This is a genomic window from Streptomyces sp. NBC_01244 (assembly GCF_035987325.1).
Lineage (GTDB): Bacteria > Actinomycetota > Actinomycetes > Streptomycetales > Streptomycetaceae > Streptomyces.
In genome coordinates, this window is record NZ_CP108488.1 from 3,800,178 (window position 1) to 3,820,125 (window position 19,948).

The following is a 19,948-nucleotide window of genomic DNA, read 5'->3' on the forward strand; positions in this document are numbered from 1 at the left end:
AGGAGATTCCAGTGACCAGTCCGGCAGGCCCTCCCGAAGGCGGGGACGTGAGCGGGCGGAAGCCCGTGAGGATCGTCGCCGTTACCGCGTGCCCCACCGGTATCGCGCACACGTACATGGCCGCGGAGAAGCTCCAGCAGGCCGCCGACCGCCTCGGCGTCTCGATCAAGGTGGAGACCCAGGGTTCCATCGGGGCCGAGAACGTGCTCTCTGACAACGATGTCAGGCAGGCGGACGCCGTCATCATCGCCGCCGACAAGGAAGTCGACCTCGACCGGTTCGCGGGCAAGCGGGTGCTGTCGACCGGTGTCGCGGACGGCATCCACAAGCCGGAGGAACTGATCCAGCGCGCGCAGAGCGCTCCGGTGCAGTCCGGGACCTCCGCGGCGGCGGGCGGCGGCGGTGGTGGCGGCGGCCACCAGCGCAGTCAGGCGTACAAGGCGCTGATGAACGGCGTCTCGCACATGATCCCGTTCGTGGTCGTGGGCGGTCTGCTGCTGGCCGTGTCCCTGTCCCTCGGCGGGCACGCGGACGCCAAGGGCGGGCTGGTCATTCCCGACGGGACCTTCTGGTTCTACGTCAACAAGCTCGGCGTGACCGGCTTCTCGCTGATGCTGCCGATCTTCTCCGGCTACATCGCCTACGCGCTGGGCGACCGGCCGGCCCTCGTACCCGGCATGATCGGCGGCTTCCTCGCCGCGGACGCCGTGCACATCTACGGGGCCGATGCGAACGCCGGCTTCCTGGGTGCCATCGCGACGGGCTTCCTCGCGGGCTATCTGGTCATGTGGATCAAGAAGGTCAAGGTCCCCAAGGTCATCCAGCCGATCATGCCGATCATCGTGATCCCGATCGTGTCGACCGTGGCCCTGGGCCTGTTCTACATCTACGTGATCGGGAAGCCGATCTCCTGGGTCTTCACCAACCTGACCAACTGGCTGAACGGGATGACCGGCTCCAGCGCGATCGTGCTGGGCACCCTGATCGGTCTGATGATCGCCTTCGACATGGGCGGTCCGGTCAACAAGACCGCCTTCCTCGTCGCCGTCGGCCTCATCGGCACCAACAACCACGTGATGGGCATGGCCGCCGCCGCCATCCCCGTCATGCCGCTCGGCCAGGGCCTGGCCACGCTGCTGCGCCGCAAGCTCTACAGCGACGAGGAGAAGGAAACCGGCCTCGCCGCCCTGTTCATGGGCTTCTTCGGCATCTCCGAAGGAGCGATCCCCTTCGCCGCGGCCCGGCCCGCCCAGGTCATCCCCGCGAACATGCTCGGCGGCGCGGTGGCCGGTGCGATCGCCGGTGTGGCCGGGGTCCAGGACTCGGTGCCCCACGGCGGTCCGATCGTCTCGCTGTTCGGTGCGATCAGCGGCGTCGCGATGTTCTTCGTGGCCATCGCCGCCGGTGCGGTCGTGACCGCGCTGACGACGAACGCGCTGATCGAGTTCAAGCTGCGCCGGGAGGGCGTGACCGGCGGCGGGTCCGCGGGTCTCGCGCCCGAGCCGGCCCTGGTCGGAGCGGGTGCCCCCGTGGGCGTCGGCGGTGGTGGCGGTGCTACTGCCGCCGCGGGTGCGGGAGCAGCCGGTACGGCCGTACGGGCTCAGCAGCCCGCGGCCGCGGCTCCGGTGGCCGCGGGCGGGCCGCCGGAGGTGCTGTCCGGGTACCTCACCGAGCAGACCGTGAAGACGGAGCTGGCCTCCGGTTCCAAGGAGGCGGCGATCCGCGAGATGGCGGAGATGCTGGCCACGACCGGCAACGTCACCGACGTGGACGAGCTCGTACGGGTGGCCCTGGCCCGGGAGGCGCAGGGCACGACGGGTCTCGGCGAGTCCATCGCCATCCCGCACGCCAAGACGGACGCGGTGACCCGCCCGACGGTGGGCTTCGCCCGGTCCGGCGAGGGCATCGAGTGGGGCGCGCTGGACGGGACGAAGGCCCGGCTGGTCTTCATGATCTCCGTGCCGGAGGCGGCCGCCGGGGACGAGCACCTGCGGATCCTGGCACTGCTGTCGCGCAAGCTGATGGACACCGGCTTCCGGGAGCGGCTGCAGGCCGCGCCCGGCAAGGCCGCGATCCTGGACGTGCTGCGCGAGATCCGGTAACCCCGGGACACGGAGAGGCCCCCCTGCGTGCGTCGCAGGGGGGCCTCTCCGTGTCGGTGCGGGGTCAGTGGCCCGGGTTGGTGCCCTTGGCCGCGGCCTCGGCGTTGAAGATGTCCGGCTCGAGGTAGATGACGCGGGCGATCGGGACCGCCGCGCGGATGCGGGCCTCGGCGGCGTTGATGGCGTTGGCCACCTCGGTCGCGGTGTCGTCGCTCTGGACGGAGATCTTCGCGGCGACCAGGAGCTCCTCGGGGCCGAGGTGCAGGGTGCGCATGTGGATGACGCCGGTCACCACGTCACCGTCGACCACGGCGGCCTTGATCTTCTCGACGTCCTCGGTGCCGGCGGCCTCGCCGAGCAGCAGGGACTTGGTCTCGGCCGCGAGCACGATGGCGATGATGATCAGCAGGACGCCGATGCACAGGGTGCCGATGCCGTCCCAGACGCCGTTGCCGGTGAGCAGGGCGATGCCGACGCCCGCGAGGGCGAGGACCAGGCCGATGAGGGCGCCGAGGTCTTCGAGGAGGACCACGGGGAGCTCGGGGGCCTTGGCCCGCTTGATGAACTGGCCCCAGGTGAGGCTGCCGCGGATCTCGTTCGACTCCTTGATCGCGGTGCGGAAGGAGAAGGACTCCGCGATGATCGCGAACACGAGGACGCCGACCGGCCAGTACCAGTGCGAGATGGCGTGCGGCTCGTGGATCTTCTCGTAGCCCTCGTAGATGGCGAACATGCCACCGACGGTGAACAGCACGATGGAGACGAGGAAGGCGTAGATGTAACGCTCGCGCCCGTACCCGAAGGGGTGTTCCGGAGTCGCCTCGCGCTGGGCCTTCTTGCCGCCCAGGAGGAGCAGGCCCTGGTTGCCGGAGTCCGCCAGTGAGTGGACGCTTTCCGCGAGCATCGACGACGAGCCACTGAAGACGAAGGCCACGAACTTGGCTACCGCGATGGCCAGATTGGCGGCGAGTGCCGCCACGATCGCCTTGGTACCGCCCGACGCGCTCATGGTTGCGATGTATCCCTTCCTCGGTGCGGCGCCCCGGGCCGGGACGCCGCGCTACGGCCGCAGATTGTCACAGCCACCGAGAGGGACGGTACGTCAGACCACCACAGTGGCGCGGAAGACGGTGCCGGTTCCGGACAGTTCGACCTTTTCGCCGGCCGGTACGAAGACCGATTCGCCGGGGGCCAGGGTCAGTTCGCCGGACTTCGGGGAGCCCGCCTTCGGGGAGCCCGCCGTGCAGAGCAGGATCTGAGCGGTGGTGTCGGGGACCACCCGGGGGGCGCCGCCGGGGGCCAGGACGAAGCGGGAGAGCCGGAATTCGTCGATGGGGGTCTCGTAGACCTCCTCGCCGTTGCCCTCCGGGCGCAGGATGCCGGGGTCGCCGGGCTCGAAGACGGTGACCTTCAGCAGCTCCGGCACGTCGACGTGCTTGGGGGTGAGCCCGCAGCGCAGGACGTTGTCGGAGTTGGCCATGAGCTCGACGCCGAGGCCGTCGAGGTAGGCGTGCGGAATGCCGGCGCCGAGGAACATGGCTTCGCCGGGCTGGAGTCGCACGTGGTTGAGGAGCATCGCGGCGATGACGCCGGGGTCGCCCGGGTAGTGGTGGACGAGTCCGGCGTACGGGGCGTACGGGCCCCCGAGCCGCTCGGCGGCGGCCGCGGCCTCGGTGACCGTACGGGCCGTCTCGGCGCGGTCGGCGGTCAAGACGGCGGTGAGCACCTCGCGCAGGGCCGCCTCCTCGGGGTGTGCCCGCAGGAGGTCGGCGTAGGGCTTCAGGGAGTTGACGCCGAGGCCCTCCAGCAGGGCGGCGGCCTCCAGCGGCGGGCGGAATCCGGACAGGCCCTCGAAGGGGGTGAGGGCGCAGACCAGCTCGGGCTTGTGGTTGGCGTCCTTGTAGTTGCGGTGCGGTGCGTCGATCGGGACGCCGCGGCGCTCCTCGTCCTCGAACCCGGCCTTCGCCTGGGCGAGGTCGGGGTGGACCTGGAGGGAGAGCGGGGCGCCTGCGGCGAGGAGCTTGAAGAGGAAGGGGAGCTCGGGGCCGAACTTGCGGACGGCCTCGACTCCCAGTTCACCTTCGGGGTCGGCCGCGATGACGTCCGAGAGGGCGCTCTCCCCTGCTCCGCGGTCGAGGCGTGAGGGTGCGCCGGGGTGGGCGCCCATCCACAACTCGGCCTGGGGTTCGCCGGTGGGCGGGACTCCGATGAGTTCGGGGATCGCGGTGGCCGATCCCCAGGCGTAGGGGCGGATCGTGTTAGTGAGGCGGTCCATCGGTCGTCTTCCTGGGTGAGAGGCGCGCGTGCGTGCGCCTCAGCTGTGTCCCCCGGAGGCCAACGCCAGGTAGGCGGTGGCGAAATCCGTGACGGCGAGGAGTTCGGCGAGCTGTTCCAGCTCGGTGCCCTCCTCCGGTTCGAGCTCGCTGATGGCCGTGTCGTGGCTGAGGGCGAGTTCTCGTGCGGCAGGGGCGGCTGTCAGTCCGCCTGCGGGCCTGTCGCGCAACAGGACGATGCGTGCGCGCAGGGCCTGCGGTTCTTCCACTCGGTCGCGGAAGAAGTCGTCGGGGTCGGCGCCGGCGGCGAAATCGCCGGCGAGCAGGACCCCGTGGGCCGGGAGGGCCTCGGGAAGGTCGGCGGCGAGTGCGGGTCGGCCGGCGAGTTCGGCGAGGGTGGCGGCGAAGCGGCGTCCGGCGGGTCCCGCGGCGGCGCCCTCGCTCCAGATGAGCGGGAGGGAGTCGGCGAGCTCGGACGCGAGGGTCTTGGCCGGGTTGGAGTAGGTGACGATGGCGGGGCCGCAGCGTTCGGCCGTGCGGTCGAGCCGGTCGGCGACGAGCTGCAGAGTGTGCGGGGCGGCGGTGATCAGGCCGACCCGGTCGAGGAGCACCAGCAGCGGGGTCAGCAGGGCCCAGAGGGCGCCGGGGCCGGCCGCGGCCGACTCGTCGTACTCCTGGTACGGGGCTTTGGCCATCGGTACGAGGAGCCCGTGCGCGCCGTCCACCGCTTCGCTCAGCGGCGAGCGCTCGGGGGCGACGGCGACGACGGTGGAGCCGCGCCGGTAGGCCTGCTCGGCGAGCACGGCGAGGCCGGGCTCGGTTCCGTCGGTGGTCGCGATGAGCAGCAGGTCGACGGGGCCGGCCCAGCCGGGCAGGGTCCAGCGCAGGGCCCCGGCGGCGTGCGCGACGCCGGTCGGGTGCAGCCGGATGACGGGCGCGGAGGCGCCGGCGAGCGCGCCGAGCAGATCGGCGACCCCGGTGGCGGCGGTGCCGGGCCCGGCGATGAGGACCGCGCGGGGGCGGCCGTCGGGGCGCAGGTCGGCGAGACCGGCCTCGGCGGCGTGCCGGGCCGCGGTGCGTACCCGTGCGCCGGCGTCGGCGGCGCCGCGGAGCAGGCCGCGGCGGTCGGCGCGGGCGAGATCGTCAGGTGCGTCGAGGAGTGACTCGTCGAGCATGGCGGCCTCCGGCTCATTCTGTGACGTGTCCAGCGGTGACGAAACCCTGTGTGTGACGGAACCAGTCTCAGCGTTTGCGCGGGGTGGCGGTAGGAGGCTCAGGCGGGGCGGCGTGCCTCGTCGACGAGGAGGACCGGGATGCCGTCGCGGACCGGGTAGGCGAGACCGCAGTCCTGGCCTCCGGTACAGATCAGCTCGGGGGTCTGCGCGTCGGCCGACTTGTCCTCCAGGGGCGAGTGGCAGGCGGGGCAGGCGAGGATCTCCAGGAGGCCGGCTTCGAGCGGCATGTGCGGTTCCCTTCGGGGATGTGGATCGGGCCAGGTCAGCCTACCGCCAGGTCACCTCTGGTGCGGGGTGGAGGAGGACCTCTGGTGCGGGGTGGAGCTGGTGCTCCACTGGGCACTGGAGGGGGGCTCGGCGGTGGCCGTGTGGAGCGGGTGCGGGTCCGTTGCCGGGGCTCCGCCCCGGGCCCCGCGCCTCAAACGCCGGCGGGGCTGAATTTGGCCGGCGGCGTCTGGAAGTGCGGGGCGGGGCGGATTTTGGACCGTCGGTGCCTGGAAGCGTGGGCGGGGTGGATTTTGGCCGCCCGGGTCTGGAAGCGTGGGCGGGAGCCGACTTTGGCCGCCCAGGCCCAGGAGCGTGGGCTGGGCGGGTTTTGGCCGCCCGGGCTCGGGCGCGCGGTTGGGGCTGGTTCAGCTGCGGATGAGGGCCAGGGCCTCGTCGCGGATCTTGGCGAGGGTGGGCTCGTCGCGGGCTTCCACGTTCAGGCGGAGGAGGGGCTCGGTGTTCGAGGCGCGGACGTTGAACCACCAGTCGGCCGCGGTCACGGTGAGGCCGTCCAGTTCGTCCAGGGTGACGCCCTCGACCGCTCCGTAGGTCTCCTTGACGGCGGCGAGGCGGCCGGCCTGGTCGGCGACGGTCGAGTTGATCTCGCCGGAGCCCGCGTAGCGGTCGTAGGAGGAGACCAGGGCCGAGAGCGGGCCGTCCTGGCCGCCGAGGGCCGCCAGGACGTGGAGCGCGGCGAGCATGCCGGTGTCCGCGTTCCAGAAGTCCTTGAAGTAGTAGTGCGCCGAGTGCTCGCCGCCGAAGATGGCGCCGGACTTGGCCATCTCCTCCTTGATGAAGGAGTGGCCGACGCGGGTGCGGACGGGGGTGCCGCCGTTCTCGCGGACTACCTCGGGTACGGACCAGGAGGTGATCAGGTTGTGGATCACGGTGCCGGTGCCGCCGTTGCGGGCCAGTTCGCGGGCGGCGACCAGGGCGGTGATGGCGGACGGGGAGACGCCCTCGCCGCGCTCGTCGACGATGAAGCAGCGGTCGGCGTCGCCGTCGAAGGCGATGCCGAGGTCGGCGCCCTCGGCCAGTACGCGGGCCTGGAGGTCGACGATGTTCTTCGGGTCGAGGGGGTTGGCCTCGTGGTTCGGGAAGGTCCCGTCCAGTTCGAAGTACATGGGGACCACGTCCAGCGGGAGGCCCGTGAAGACGGTGGGGACGGTGTGCCCGCCCATGCCGTTGCCCGCGTCGACGACGACCTTGAGCGGGCGGATGGCGGTGAGGTCGACCAGGCCCTTCAGGTGGTCGGCGTAGCCGGTGAGGGTGTCCTGCTCGGTGACGGTGCCGGGGACGGTGCCCGCGGGGATCGCCGGGGCGCCCTCGTCGCTCCACTTCTCGGCGAGCTCGCGGACGGTGGAGAGGCCGGTGTCCTGGCCGACCGGGGCGGCGCCGGCCCGGCAGAGCTTGATGCCGTTGTACTGCGCCGGGTTGTGCGAGGCCGTGAACATCGCGCCGGGCAGGTTCAGCTTGCCGGAGGCGTAGTAGAGCTGGTCGGTGGAGCACAGCCCGATGAGGGTGACGTCGACGCCGCGGGCAGCCGCGCCGCGGGCGAAGGCACCCGACAGGGCCGGGGAGGAGGGCCGCATGTCGTGGCCGATGACGATGGCCCGGGCGCCGGTCACCTCGACGAAGGCGGCACCGAACAGTTCCGCCAGGTGCTCGTCCCACTCGTCCGGCACAACGCCTCGTACGTCGTACGCCTTGACGATGTTCGAAAGATCGGTGGCCACTGCGTGCCCTCCTGAAGGTGATGTGCGGTGAAGCAAACCTACCGTGGACACAGTGCGGCTTTTCAGATCAACGGAATGTCAGGAATCCGGCGAACGCAGGACGCGCAGGTGTCCGCGACGGGTCTCCCCGGTGGAGGGACCGCCCTGACCGCTGCCGCCGGCCCCGGCCGCACGCTCCGGCGGACGGGCCGCCTCGCGAACGGCGTTGGCGAGGGCTTCCAGGTCGTCACCGGTGGGACGCGAGGGCGCCGAACCATCGGTGAGGCGTACGACGTCCCAGCCGCGCGGGGCGGTCAGGCGCTCCGAGTGCTCGGCGCAGAGGTCGTAGCAGTGGGGTTCGGCGTAGGTGGCGAGCGGGCCGAGAACTGCGGTCGAATCGGCGTAGACGTACGTCAGAGTCGCGACGGCAGGGCGGCCGCACGCGGTGCGCGAACAGCGACGTACAAGGCTCACGACGTTGGACGGTACCGCACTCTTGACCGGGCCGCGACGACTCTCCCCCGGCCGCTCCCCCGTGTCGTCCGATCTCCCCCGCCCCGCTGTGGATCTGCGGGCTACCCTGCGGGGGTGACGGACAGCACTCTGCCTCCCCCTCCCGTGCCCCCGGCCGCCTCCCTGCCCGGCGGCTCCCCCGCCGGTGAGCCGCGGGTACGGCGGCGCGACCGGCACGGGCGCGGGATGCGGGGGCCGGTGGCCCCTCCGCAGGTGCCGCTGTCGGCGAGCCGCGGGGAGCTCTTCGGGGACCTCGTACGGGACTCCGTGGAGCGGCTGGAGCGGCGGTGGCCGCAGCTGGCGGACGTGGAGTTCATGATCGGCGACGTGCCGGGGCCGCCGGGCGGCGCGGAGGCCGGCTGGAACGACGAGGCGGTGCCGCTGGGTGCGCTCGCGGAGGCCGGGGGCGGGCGGCCGGCGCGGATCGTGGTGTTCCGGCGGCCGGTGGAGATTCGGGCGAAGTCGCGGGACGAGCGGGCGATGCTGGTGCACGAGATCGTGGTGGAGCAGGTCGCGGAGCTGTTGGGGCTGTCGCCCGAGACGGTGGATCCGCGGTACGGGTCCGACTAGGGCCCCGGCCGGGTCAGGTTCCGGCCGGGCCGGGCCGGGTTCCGGGCCGCGTCGGCGGTGTGGGAGGTGGCCCTGCGGGGCTGTCCCCTACCCGCCCTTCCACCGTTCCCCGGGCTCTGCCCGGACCCGGTCCTCAAACGCCGGACGGGCTGAAGGGACCCTGGGGCTCCGCCCCAGACCCCGGTCCTCAAACGCCGGACGGCTGAAACGGCTACCGGGTCAGGACGCTGAGGTCCTGGGTCGCCTTGGGGACCGAGACCGTGGAGCGGTCGTCCGAGAGGGTCTGGACCGTGAACATCGGGATGCCGTCGCGCGGGATCGTCAGGGTGCGGGACGCGTGGACGGGGCCGCCGGAGACGGTTTCCACCGTGAGGGCGTACGCGCCCTTGCCACCCGCCGGGGCGAGGGCCAGGGTCTGCGTGGTGCCCCCCTTGACCGTGACCTCCTTGGAGGCGGGTTCGCCGCCGTCCGTGCCCGGCGAGGCCGTCACCTTGACCGTCGCGTCGGCTCCGGGCAGGGCCGTCAGCGACAGCAGGGTGGCGTTCGCCTCGGGGCGGTTGTCGGCGACGGTCGCCCGCGGGCCGACGGGGGCGGAGGCCTGGATGAAGCCGGTCTCCTGTTTGGCACCGCTGCCGCGGACCACCCGCAGCGCCGCGACCACCGGGACGGGCTTCTTGGCGTCCGCCGGGGACAGGAGGAGGGAGCCCGGTTCGCCGCGGGTGACGTCCTTGAGGTCGAGGCTCGCGGTCATGCCGGCCTTGAGGTGGAGCTGCTCGCTGCCCGCCGGGCTGATCGAGCCGCCCGGCCCGGCCAGCTTCACGTTGAGGTCCGCGTCCTCCTCGCCGGGGGCGAAGGCGACCAGCCGTACGGAGGTGGCGTCCGCCGGGATGCCGGGCAGGACCAGGGTCCCCGCCGGGTCCACGGAGGCGGGCAGCCAGTCGGCGCCGATGCCTTCCTCGCCGGCCTGGGCGGTGGCTCCGACCCGGCCCGCGCGGGTGGTCACGTGGGCGGTGACGTCCGCGAGCTGTGCGCCGGGGGCGAGGGAGGCCAGGGAGATGGCCTTGCTGGACTTCGGGTCGATGCGGATGTTCTCGCTGGTGCCCGCTTCGGCCTTGACCGTGCCGTCCGGGCCGAACAGCTTGATGTCCACCACGGCCGCGGTGTCGTCGGGGTTGGTGAGGTGGACGTAGTCCTCGCGGCCCTTGGCGGTGCTCACGCCGGGGAACCAGAAGTCGGTGCCGGGCCGGGTGCAGCCGACGCCGAGCAGGCCGCGCGTACGGCCGACCGAGACCACGGTGGTCTGCTGCGCGCTCCAGCCGGGGGCGAGGAACCCGTCGGCCACGCCGCTGAGCGCGGGGGCCTCGGCTCCGGAGGCCTTGGCGCCCACGGGCTTGCCGGGCTCCTTCAGCTCCAGGACGGGCTTGGCTTCCTTGGTCGCTCCCAGCAGCCGGGCCGTGCCCTTGCCTCCCGCGGCGGCCGCGCCCGGGGTGATCGCCGTGTAGAGGGTCTCGGCGATGTCGGAGGTGCTGGGCGCGGGGCACACCAGCAGGGACCGCTCGACCGGCATCCGGGCCGCCGGCTTGCCCGCCGCGGCCGTGGGGGCCCCGTCGGCGGCCGGCGCGGTGAGGGTGGCGAGGCCGGTGACGGCGGCCAGGGCGGCCGTGACGGCGGCGAGCGTGAGGGGTACGCGCTGCTTCACTGCTGGGGGCTCCCGTCCGGACGCGGGGCGTGCTGTCCGTCGTGCTGGCCGTAGGGGTCGTAGCCGTCGGTGCTGTCGTGGCTGTCGGAGCCGTTGTAGGGCCCGGGCTGCTGCTCGTAGGGCGGGTACGGCTGCTCGTACGGCTGCTGGGGCGGGTACGGCTGCTCGTACTGCGTGCCCGGGTGGCCGGTGTACTGCTGCTGCGGCTGCTCGTACGGGTACTGGTCGTACTGCTGCTGCTGCTGCGGCTGCTGCTCCTGGCCCCCGTAGGCGTAGCCGCCCTGGTCTGTGTACGCCTGCTGCTGGTAGGCGTACGCGTCCTCGCCGTACACCGGCTGCGCGGGGATCTGCGCGTACGGGTCGGCCGCGACGGCCGCCTCGGCGGCCGACTCGGGCTGGGGTTCCGGCTCGGACTGCTCGCGCAGGCGGCGGGCCCGGCGGCCTTCGCCGGGCTCCTCGGCGGCGGGGGCCTCCTCCTCGGGCAGGTCGTCGTCCAGGCGGGCGCGGCGGCCCGGCAGGGCCATCACCAGGAGCACCAGGGCGAGCAGGCCCTGGGCCCAGTGCCAGGCGGTCCGGGTGAGGGCGTCTTCGTGGACGAGGTCGAGCTCGCCCGCGGCGGCGGGGAGTTCGAAGCCCTGCGCCCAGCCGTCGAGCGTCTTGGCCTGGAGCGGCTTGCCGTCGAGGGTGGCCCGCCAGCCGGCGTCGGCCCGGTCGGCGAGGCGCAGGACGCGTCCGGCCTCGCCCGCCGGGATCTTGGTGCGGGCCTCGACGGGGCCGGAGGCGACGGGGATGGGTGCCTCGCCGGGCTTGCCGGAGACGATGACGGCGCGGGCGACCTGCCGGTCGACGCGCCACAGGGCGCTGCCTTCGAGCTTGCTGAGGCGGCTGAGGCCGGGGGTGGCGTCGAGGACGCGGCCGATCTCCTGCGGGGCGCCGTCGCGGACCAGGACGTAGCGGATGGCGAAGCCGCCGAGCTGGTCGGTCTGGTCGGCGCCGGAGCCGGCGACGAGGCTGGAGACGACCTTGTCGAGGCGGGCGTCGCTGCCCGCCCGGTCGGCGAGTTCGGCGTCGCCGAGGCGGCCGCCCGAGCCGCGGACCAGGCTGTAGGAGAGGGCGGCCGGGGAGTCCGCGCCGATGACGAGGGTGCGGGCCTGGTCGCGGGTGCCGCTCTCTTCGGCGACGAAGGCGGGGACCTGGACGGGGTCGCGGCGCTCCAGCGGTCCGGCGGCTCCGCTGAGCATCCAGCCGGCCGCGCCGACGAGCGGGCCGACGGCGGCGGCGAGCGCGATCAGGGCGGCGAGGGGCTGGCGCCAGCCGAAGCTGCGGGCGGCGACCCGCTCCTTGGCCCCGTCGGCGCCGATGACGGCGGCGGCCAGCAGGGCGAGTCCGTAGACGAGGGTGGCGGGGCCGGCCCAGGTGGTGCGGTTGACGAGGACGGCCAGCACGAGCGCGGCGAGCGCGGTGACCCAGGCGGCGCGTACGGCGAACTGCCGGTCGGCGCGCAGCAGGGCGGCCAGGGCGGCGAGGACGACGCCGAGGAGGATCAGGCCGCCGGCGGTGCGGGGGCCGCCGGGGCTGATGCCGAGCAGGTCCAGGGCGGTGGCCGAGCCGGCTCCGTAGGGCAGTCCGGCCTCGCGCAGGAAGCCCGCGGGGTGGGTGAGCAGGCTCAGCGACCAGGGGGCGAGGACGAGGAGGGGGACGCCGAGCGTCGCGAGGAGGCGGGGGCCGTACGTCTTCCAGTGCGCGCGGCGCAGGACCAGCGCGGCGACTCCGAGGACGGCGGCGAGCGGCCAGACGACGGGGGTGAAGGCGGTGGCCAGGGTCAGCAGGAGGGTGTGGGTCCAGGCGGAGCGCCAGCTGCCCTCTCCCTCGCCGAAGCCGAAGGCGGTGACGGCGGAGCGGGCGATGAGCGGGAGCAGGATCGCGAGGACGGCGGTGCCGATGCGGCCGCCGGCGAGGGCTCCGGTGATGGCGGGGAGGAAGGCGTAGGCGACGGCGGCCCAGGCGCGCAGCAGCCGGGATTCCACCAGCGGCCGGGAGGCGAAGTAGGCGGTGAGGCCGGCGAGCGGGACCGAGCAGACGAGCAGCAGGGTCAGGGCGGCGTTGGTGGAGCCGAGGAGCAGGGTGGAGAGGGCGCCGAGGACGGCGAGGTAGGGCGGTGCTCCTGCGGTGGTGCCGATGCCGACGGGCTGCCAGTCGTCGGCGTGGACGCGCCAGAGGTCGAGTCCGCCGTCGGGGGCGGGGAGCAGGGCTCCGCCCATGAGGGATCCGCTGCCGAGGAGGGAGCGGCAGGCGATGACGGAGACGAGCAGGAGGAGGGCGAAGAGGACGGGCGCGGGCTTGCGGGCGATCCGCTTGAGGCGCGCGAACTGTTCGATCTCCAGGTAGTCGGCGTCGTCTCCGCCGGGTCCCGATTCGACGGCTCCGCCGTGCCGGCCGGCGGCGCTGCTCTCGGTGTCGCCGTCGGCGCCGAAGTAGCCGGCGATCTGTTCGGCGTTGGCGCGCAGGCTGGCGCCGGGCGGCGGGAAGAGGGGGCGCAGTTCCTTGGCGGAGACGGCGGCGCGGCCTCTGCGCCGGCGGGCTCCGAGGATCCGGCCGGGGCGGAGCAGGGTGGCGAGGAGGCCGGTGATCTCGTCGACGGCCTGTCCGGGGGCCTTGCCGACGAGGTAGGCGAGGGTGCGCAGGACGGTGCCGAAGAGGATCCGCAGCAGGACGTACGGGAGGGCGCGGCCGGGGCTGTTGGCCAGCATCGTGTAGACGGCGCCGGCTTTGTCGACGCGGTGCGGGCTGGCGGCGGAGCGGCCGACGCAGTCGACGGTGCGGCGTTCGCGGGCTGAGGCCTCGGCGTGCCGCAGGACGGCGTCGGGGGCGATGAGGACGGTGTGGCCGGCGCTCTGGACGCGCCAGCACAGGTCGACGTCGTCGCGCATCAGGGGCAGGCGGCGGTCGAAGCCGCCGAGGGCGTCGTAGACGTCGCGGCGGATCAGCATGCCGGCGCTGGACACGGACAGGACGGGCTGGATCTGGTCGTGCTGGCCCTGGTCCTGTTCGCGCCGGTCGAGGCCGGTCCAGCGGCGGCCGCTGCGGGCGATGGTGACGCCGACTTCGAGGAGCTGCTTCTTGTCGTACCAGCCGCGCAGTTTGGGGCCGATGACGGCGGCTTCGGGGTTCTCGTCGGCGACGCGCAGCAGTTCGGCGAGGGCGTCGGGCTCGGGTGCGCAGTCGTCGTGGAGCAGCCAGAGCCACTGGACGGGTTCGCCGTGGGGCAGGTCGGGGAGGTCGTACGTGTCGTCGCGCCAGGTGCGGCTGACGGGATCCCAGCCGGAGGGGCGCTTGAGGTACGGGAGTTCCTCGGGGGTCAGGGTGCCGGCGGTGCGGGCCGCTTCGTCGACGGCCGCGCCGAAGCCGGTGCGGCGGGCGAGGTGCAGGACGCGGTCCTCGCCGAAGGCCTCGCCGAGCAGGCGCGCGGAGTCGTCGGCGCTGCCGGTGTCGGCGGCGATGTGGCTCTGGGCGGGGCGTTCCTGGCCGAGGAGTCCGGCGAGGGTCCGGGGCAGCCAGCGGGCGCCGTCGTGGGCGACGAGGACCGCGGTGACGACGTGCCGGGGGAACTCTGGTGCGGCGGCAGCCTGATAGGAGGCGCTCGACTGGCTGTGCAGGGACATCGCGGTACGGGCCCTCCGGCCGGGGGTCCGGGGGTGGTGTGCCCTCGGAGGCTGCTGGACAGCGCCCCACCCTAACGGCTGGGAACACAGCGGTCCGCCTCCTGCGGGGAAGGTGCGGGAGGCGGACCGTTTGCTCTGCTCGATGCCGTGCTGTTCGTGCCGTTCGCTGTACTGCGTTTTGTGCCGATGCGTGCACTGTGGCCGCTGCCGTGCGTGAGGCCGGGTGTACAGGCGGCTATGCCGTCGGGTGTACCGCCGGACAGGACGCCGGATATGTCGCCGGATATGTCGTGGGCCGTACCGCGGGCCGTACCGCGGGCCCTGCCGTGGGCGCCGTTCGGTGCGCGCCGTGGGCGCTTCAGACGGCGGCCTTCTTCAGGCGTCGTCGCTCGCGCTCGGACAGGCCGCCCCAGATGCCGAATCGCTCGTCGTTGGCGAGGGCGTACTCAAGGCATTCGGAGCGGACCTCGCAGGCGAGGCAGACCTTCTTGGCCTCGCGGGTCGAGCCGCCCTTCTCGGGAAAGAAGGACTCGGGGTCGGTCTGGGCGCAGAGAGCTCGCTCCTGCCATCCGAGCTCTTCGTCCGCCTCCTCGACCAGCAGTTCCTGAACCAGCTCGGTCATGTGCGCCCCTCGCTCTGTCTGTGCGTCCCCGTGGTCATGCCGTCACTCATCGCTACGTAACGACACGAGTGAAATTACAAGTGCGGGGCTCCAGCGCAGTCAAGCCGAGATCTGCTATTGGGCCCCTTATTCACTCTGCGGAACCAAGCCTATGCAGAAAGTGTTCATATCGCCAAAAATCGTGACACATGCCACAGGCCTCATCCGCGGGGCCCCCTCCCCCGTAGCCGACGCGTCACTCTGTGGTGGGGTTCCGATCCAGCCGAAGAAGCGGCGCAGATCACATTTCAGCCACAGAGAGACATCGCACGGTTTTGCGGGTTTGAGAGCCGCAACAGCGGGATGCGGCACGACTCGAAGCGCCACATCCCCTGACACGGACTGCACAAACCTTTCTCCGGGCACGGTAACCGGATGAGGTGAAACTTTTCCACCAAATCGGACATTGGGTTGACAGTCCGGCCCCTCACCCGGTCTTCTTGTAGCCATGTCAGCGCCCTCAGCCGCCACCTGGACCCCCATTCGTGGGTTCCTGTGCGCTGCCCAGGTTCGCTGTTGCTGTTGCAGCTGTTGATGCCTCGGGAGCTCCGGCTCCCCTGAGCTCCAGCTCGCCCCCACAGCAGCCGCCGCACGACTGACATCCGTCGAGGAACCCCCCGATGAACAGCACCAGCACCCTGAACGCCACCACCGCCGCAGCCATCGCCCCGGCGCGTGTCGAGAGCGACCTCCAGATCGCCGGCGACATCCTCTCCGTCCAGCACCTCCTGCAGCCCGCCCGCGAGCACCCGGCCACCGTCGCCGAGTTCGTGGGCCTCGCGCGTTCCATCGCCGCCGACCGCTCCGAGTGGGAGCACCTGGTCCGGTACGACGCCACGACCCGCTGGTACCACCGGCTGCGCACCGGCCCCGGCTACGAGGTCTGGCTGCTCAGCTGGGTCCCCGGCCAGGGCAGCGGCCTGCACGACCACGGCGCCTCCTCCGGCGTGCTGACCGTCCTGGACGGCGAGCTGACCGAGCACACCGCCCGTGGCCGGCTCACCCTCGGCGCCGGCTCCCAGCGCGTCTTCGCCCCCGGCTACGCCCACGAGGTGCAGAACGACAGCCTCGACGGGGCTGTCAGCCTGCACGTGTACTTCCCCGGCCTGACCCGGATGCCGATGCACAGCTGCTCTCCGGCCCGGCCCGAGGCCCTCTCCGTCTAGCGCCTGTCGTCAAACTCCCGTCTGCCTCACGACGCCCGGCCCGTCCCACCCGTCACCCGACCACCGCCCCTCGGCGGCCGGCCCGCGGCTGACAGACTGTCCCGCATGCGCATTGTTGTTCTGGCCGGCGGCATCGGCGGCGCCCGTTTCCTCCGAGGTCTCCAGTCCGCGGTTCCCGACGCGGACATCACGGTCATCGGCAACACCGGTGACGACATTCACCTGTTCGGGCTCAAGGTCTGCCCCGATCTGGACACCGTGATGTACACCCTCGGCGGTGGCATCAACGAGGACCAGGGCTGGGGCCGCACCGACGAGTCCTTCACCGTCAAGGAGGAACTCGCCGCGTACGGGGTCGGACCGACCTGGTTCGGCCTCGGTGACCGCGATTTCGCCACCCACATCGTCCGTACGCAGATGCTCGGTGCGGGCTACCCGCTCAGCGCCGTCACCGAGGCCCTCTGCGACCGCTGGCAGCCCGGGGTCCGGCTGCTCCCCATGTCCGACGACCGCGTCGAGACCCACGTGGCGATCACCGACTCCCAGACCGGCGAGCGCCGGGTCATCCACTTCCAGGAGTACTGGGTCCGGATGCGTGCCGCGGTGGACGCCGAGGCCGTCGTCCCCGTGGGTGCCGAACAGGCCAAGCCCGCGCCCGGCGTCCTGGAGGCCATCGCGGCCGCCGACGTGATCCTCTTCCCGCCGTCGAACCCGGTGGTGTCGGTGGGGACCATCCTCGCCGTACCCGGCATCCGCGAGGCCGTGGCCGCCGCCACGGCCCCCGTGGTGGGCCTCTCCCCCATCGTCGGGGGCGCTCCCGTGCGCGGGATGGCCGACAAGGTGCTGGCCGCCGTCGGCGTCGAGTCCACCGCCGCCGCCGTCGCCCTGCACTACGGCACCGGGCTGCTCGACGGCTGGCTCGTCGACACCGCCGACGCGGACGCCGTCGCCGAGGTGGAGGCCGCCGGCATCACCTGCCGCGCGGTACCGCTGATGATGACCGACCTGGCCGCCACGGCGGAGATGGCGCGGGCCGCGCTGGAACTGGCGGAGGCCTCCCGGTGACCGCCCCGCACGGGCCCTCGTACGAGGTCCGGGCCCTCGGCGGGATCCCCGAGGTGCGGTCCGGCGACGACCTGGCGGCGCTGATCGCTGCCGCCGGGCCGGAGCTGCGGGACGGCGACGTCCTGCTCGTCACCTCGAAGGTCGTCTCCAAAGCGGAGGGCCGGATCGTCCGCGCCGATTCACGCGAGGCGGCGATAGACGCCGAGACCGTACGGGTCGTCGCGCGCCGGGGGACCCTGCGGATCGTGGAGAACCGGCAGGGGCTGGTCATGGCGGCGGCCGGGGTCGACGCCTCGAACACCGAGGCCGGCACCGTCCTGCTGCTGCCCGAGGACCCCGACGCCTCGGCCGCCGCGATCCGGGCCGGGCTGCGGGAACTGCTCTCCGTGGACGTGGGCGTGATCGTGACGGACACCTTCGGGCGGCCGTGGCGCACCGGGCTCACCGACGTGGCGATCGGCGCCGCGGGCGTACGGGTCCTGGACGACCTGCGCGGGGGCACCGATGCCCACGGGAACCCGCTGAGCGCGACGATCGTCGCGACCGCCGACGAATTGGCCGCCGCGGGCGACCTGGTCAAGGGCAAGGCGGAGGGCCTGCCGGTGGCGGTGGTGCGCGGTCTGGCGCACGTCCTGGGCGAGGGCTCCTCGGCCGCGGACCTGGTGCGCTCGCCGGCCGACGACATGTTCCGGCTGGGCACCTCGGAGGCGGTACGGGAAGCCGTGACGCAGCGGCGTACCGTACGGGCCTTCACGGCCGAGCCCGTGGACCCGGGCGCGGTCCGGCGCGCAGTGGCGGCGGCCGTGACGGCCCCGGCCCCGCACCACACGACGCCGTGGCGGTTCGTCCTGCTGGAGTCGGCGGGCGCGCGGCTGGAGCTGCTGGACGCGATGCGGGACGCCTGGATCGAGGACCTGCGGCGGGACGGGAAGTCCGAGGAGTCCATCGCGAAGCGGGTCCGGCGGGGCGAGGTCCTGCGGGCCGCGCCCTACCTGGTGGTGCCCTGCCTGGTCATGGACGGCGCGCACGACTACGGGCACGCCCGGCGGGACGCGGCGGAGCGGGAGATGTTCGTCGTCGCGATGGGCGCGGGCGTACAGAACTTCCTGGTCGCGCTGGCCGGGGAGCGGCTGGGCTCGGCGTGGGTGTCCTCGACGATGTTCTGCCGGGACGTGGTGCGCAAGGTGCTCGGGCTTCCGGAGGACTGGGATCCGATGGGGGCGGTGGCCGTGGGCCACGCCGCGGTCGCTCCGGCGGAGCGGGCCGGGCGGTCGGCGGAGGAGTTCATCGAGGTGCGGTGACCCTCCGGGGTCGGCCGGGTGACAGGCCTCAGAGCTTGCCGATGTCGCCCCGGGGCATCCGGGGGGCCCGGCGGGGCGGGGCGGCGCCGGCCAGGAGGACCAGCCGTGCCGCGCGGTGGCGCTGGCCGGCGTAGGGGGCGAGGAGCTCCAGCATGGCGGCGTCGTCGGCGTCCCGGTCTCCGGCCAGGGCGTAGCCGATGATGCCGGGCAGGTGGAGGTCACCGGTGGTGACGGCGTCCGCGGCGCCGTTGCTGCGCTGGAGCGTTTCGGCTGAGGTCCACGGGCCGACGCCGGGGATCGCCTCCAGCCGGGCGGTGGCCTCCGGCAGGTCCATGAGGGCGGCCTCTTCGAGGCGGGCGGCGCGGCGGGCCGCGCGGACGATGGTCGCGGAACGCTTGGAGTCGACCCCGGCCTTGTGCCAGTCCCAGGAGGGGATGAGGGTCCAGGTGCGGGGGTCGGGCATGACGTAGAGGCCGTGGCCGTGGCCGTGGCCGCTGCCGCCTGCGTCCGGGAGCGGACCCGGGCCCGGGCCCGGAGCCGGTTCGCCGTACTGGCGTACGAGGCGGCGCCAGGCGCGGTACGCCTCGTCGGCGGTGACCTTCTGCTCCAGGACCGTGGGGATCAGGGACTCCAGGACCAGGCCGGTGCGGGTCAGGCGCAGGCCTGGGCGGCGGCGGTGGCTGGCGTGCAGGAGCCTGTGGCGGGGGACGAAGGCGGCCGGGTCGTCGGCGGAGCCGAGCAGTTCGGGCAGGCCGTCGAGGATCCAGTCGGCGCCGGGTCCCCAGGCGGTGGCGACCACCTCGGCCCCGTCCCGCGTGACGCGGAGCGTGGCCGGCCCGGCGGGGGTCCGGGTCGCCCGCCAGACCGCTCCCGGGGTGATGCGGAAGGTGGGGTCCGCGGGGCCCCGCCGGAGGGGGCCGAGGGTGAGGCCCAGGTCCACGGGGGCGGATGGGGTCCAGGTGCGGGTCTTCTGGTGGGTGGGGTGGGCTTGGGCTGCGCCCTGGCGGGTGTCCCGGGCCGGGGCCGTGGGTGTGGGTGTGCCGTGGCCGGGGGGCCGGCCTGCGCCCTCGGCTGTGTCTTGGCCTAGGGGCCTGCTTGCGCCTTGCCCTGCGCCCTCGCCTGAAACCTGGCCGGGAGGCTGGTCGGCGGCCTCGCCTGTGTCTTGGCCGGGGGCCGGGGCAGGTGCCTGGCCCGTTCGGGCGGGGGCCGGGGGCGGTGGGGGCACCTGGGTGCGGCCGCCGCGGATCGCGGTGCGGGTGAGTGGGTCGTAGCGGCCGGCCATGTCTTTGAGCGTAGCCCTGCGGGGCCGTCCCCTACCCGCCCTTCCACCGTTCCCCGGGCTCCGCCCGGACCCCCTGGGGCTCCGCCCCAGACCCCGCGCCTCAAACGCCGGCGGGGCTGGATTTTGGGCGACGCCGGATTGCACGCGTGCGCAGCACGGCTTGCGCGGCACGGCCTGCGCGGCGCGCTGCAACACGGTTCGTTGTCCCCGCCGCGATCCCCCGGCATCGCCGGCGTTTGAGGCTTCGGGGTCCGGGGGCCGGCGCCCCCCGGAGACGGGTCCGGGCGAAGCCCGGGGAACGGGCGAAGGGCGGGTAGGGGACCCCGCCCCGCAGGCCGGACCACCCGCACCCGCCCACCGGACCCCGCCCCGGGACGGCAGTGGCGGCACCACCGACCCACCACCGCCGGACGGAGTCCGGCGCAGCGGCGCGAAGC

The 19,948-nt window shown here is 73.3% G+C and carries 15 protein-coding genes; 5 read left to right on the plus strand and 10 right to left on the minus strand.

The features are described from left to right. Window positions 1-11: 11 nt before the first annotated feature. On the plus strand, window positions 12-2,102 hold the full coding sequence (locus OG247_RS16865; RefSeq protein WP_327253025.1) for a fructose-specific PTS transporter subunit EIIC: 2,091 nt from the start codon (window positions 12-14) through the stop codon (window positions 2,100-2,102). 64 nt (window positions 2,103-2,166) lie between these two features. Here the strand turns inward: OG247_RS16865 and OG247_RS16870 are convergent, their stop codons facing one another. From OG247_RS16870 to OG247_RS16895, 6 genes are all read right to left on the minus strand, one after another. Then, entirely contained in the window at window positions 2,167-3,111 is a 945-nt protein-coding gene (locus OG247_RS16870; protein WP_327253026.1) for a cation diffusion facilitator family transporter, read from the minus strand. A 93-nt stretch (window positions 3,112-3,204) separates the two neighbouring features. Beyond that, on the minus strand, window positions 3,205-4,377 hold the full coding sequence (manA, locus tag OG247_RS16875; RefSeq protein ID WP_327253027.1) for a mannose-6-phosphate isomerase, class I: 1,173 nt from the start codon (window positions 4,375-4,377) through the stop codon (window positions 3,205-3,207). Window positions 4,378-4,416: 39 nt separating this feature from the next. Next, complete coding sequence (locus OG247_RS16880) at window positions 4,417-5,550, minus strand: SIS domain-containing protein (RefSeq protein WP_243342092.1); 1,134 nt, start codon at window positions 5,548-5,550, stop codon at window positions 4,417-4,419. Between the two features lie 98 nt (window positions 5,551-5,648). Further along, complete coding sequence (locus tag OG247_RS16885; RefSeq protein WP_327253028.1) at window positions 5,649-5,837, minus strand: Trm112 family protein; 189 nt, start codon at window positions 5,835-5,837, stop codon at window positions 5,649-5,651. Between the two features lie 405 nt (window positions 5,838-6,242). Continuing rightward, window positions 6,243-7,613 (minus strand): phosphomannomutase/phosphoglucomutase, encoded by a 1,371-nt coding sequence (locus tag OG247_RS16890; protein WP_327253029.1) that lies wholly within the window; start codon window positions 7,611-7,613, stop codon window positions 6,243-6,245. Between the two features lie 78 nt (window positions 7,614-7,691). Then, complete coding sequence (locus tag OG247_RS16895) at window positions 7,692-8,066, minus strand: DUF3499 domain-containing protein (protein WP_327253030.1); 375 nt, start codon at window positions 8,064-8,066, stop codon at window positions 7,692-7,694. Between the two features lie 114 nt (window positions 8,067-8,180). On the opposite strand from OG247_RS16895, the gene OG247_RS16900 reads away from it, so the two are divergent. Next, the gene (locus tag OG247_RS16900; protein ID WP_442813309.1) at window positions 8,181-8,675 is read left to right on the plus strand and encodes a metallopeptidase family protein; all 495 of its coding nucleotides are present in this window, start codon (window positions 8,181-8,183) and stop codon (window positions 8,673-8,675) included. Window positions 8,676-8,886: 211 nt separating this feature from the next. Here the strand turns inward: OG247_RS16900 and OG247_RS16905 are convergent, their stop codons facing one another. From OG247_RS16905 to OG247_RS16915, 3 genes are all read right to left on the minus strand, one after another. After that, window positions 8,887-10,374, minus strand: a complete 1,488-nt coding sequence (locus tag OG247_RS16905) for a DUF5719 family protein (RefSeq protein WP_327253031.1) — start codon at window positions 10,372-10,374, stop codon at window positions 8,887-8,889. After that, window positions 10,371-14,036, minus strand: coding sequence for a glycosyltransferase (locus OG247_RS16910; RefSeq protein WP_327253032.1), 3,666 nt, complete (start codon window positions 14,034-14,036; stop codon window positions 10,371-10,373). The genes OG247_RS16905 and OG247_RS16910 overlap by 4 nt, the downstream gene beginning before the upstream one ends. A 358-nt stretch (window positions 14,037-14,394) precedes the next feature. Next, window positions 14,395-14,658, minus strand: coding sequence for a WhiB family transcriptional regulator (locus OG247_RS16915; RefSeq protein ID WP_112450237.1), 264 nt, complete (start codon window positions 14,656-14,658; stop codon window positions 14,395-14,397). A gap of 659 nt (window positions 14,659-15,317) precedes the next feature. Between OG247_RS16915 and OG247_RS16920 the strand changes: the two genes are divergently transcribed. The 3 genes from OG247_RS16920 (at window position 15,318) to OG247_RS16930 (ending at window position 18,229) form a co-directional block, all read left to right on the plus strand. Further along, complete coding sequence (locus OG247_RS16920) at window positions 15,318-15,863, plus strand: cysteine dioxygenase (protein ID WP_327253033.1); 546 nt, start codon at window positions 15,318-15,320, stop codon at window positions 15,861-15,863. Between the two features lie 105 nt (window positions 15,864-15,968). Continuing rightward, window positions 15,969-16,928: a 2-phospho-L-lactate transferase gene (gene cofD, locus OG247_RS16925; RefSeq protein ID WP_327253034.1), complete on the plus strand. Its 960-nt coding sequence runs from the start codon at window positions 15,969-15,971 to the stop codon at window positions 16,926-16,928. Continuing rightward, window positions 16,925-18,229 (plus strand): coenzyme F420-0:L-glutamate ligase, encoded by a 1,305-nt coding sequence (locus OG247_RS16930; protein ID WP_327253035.1) that lies wholly within the window; start codon window positions 16,925-16,927, stop codon window positions 18,227-18,229. The genes cofD and OG247_RS16930 overlap by 4 nt, the downstream gene beginning before the upstream one ends. 28 nt (window positions 18,230-18,257) lie before the next feature. On the opposite strand, the gene OG247_RS16935 is transcribed toward OG247_RS16930, so the two are convergent. Continuing rightward, window positions 18,258-19,169 (minus strand): DNA-3-methyladenine glycosylase family protein, encoded by a 912-nt coding sequence (locus OG247_RS16935; protein WP_327253036.1) that lies wholly within the window; start codon window positions 19,167-19,169, stop codon window positions 18,258-18,260. Window positions 19,170-19,948 lie beyond the last annotated feature (779 nt).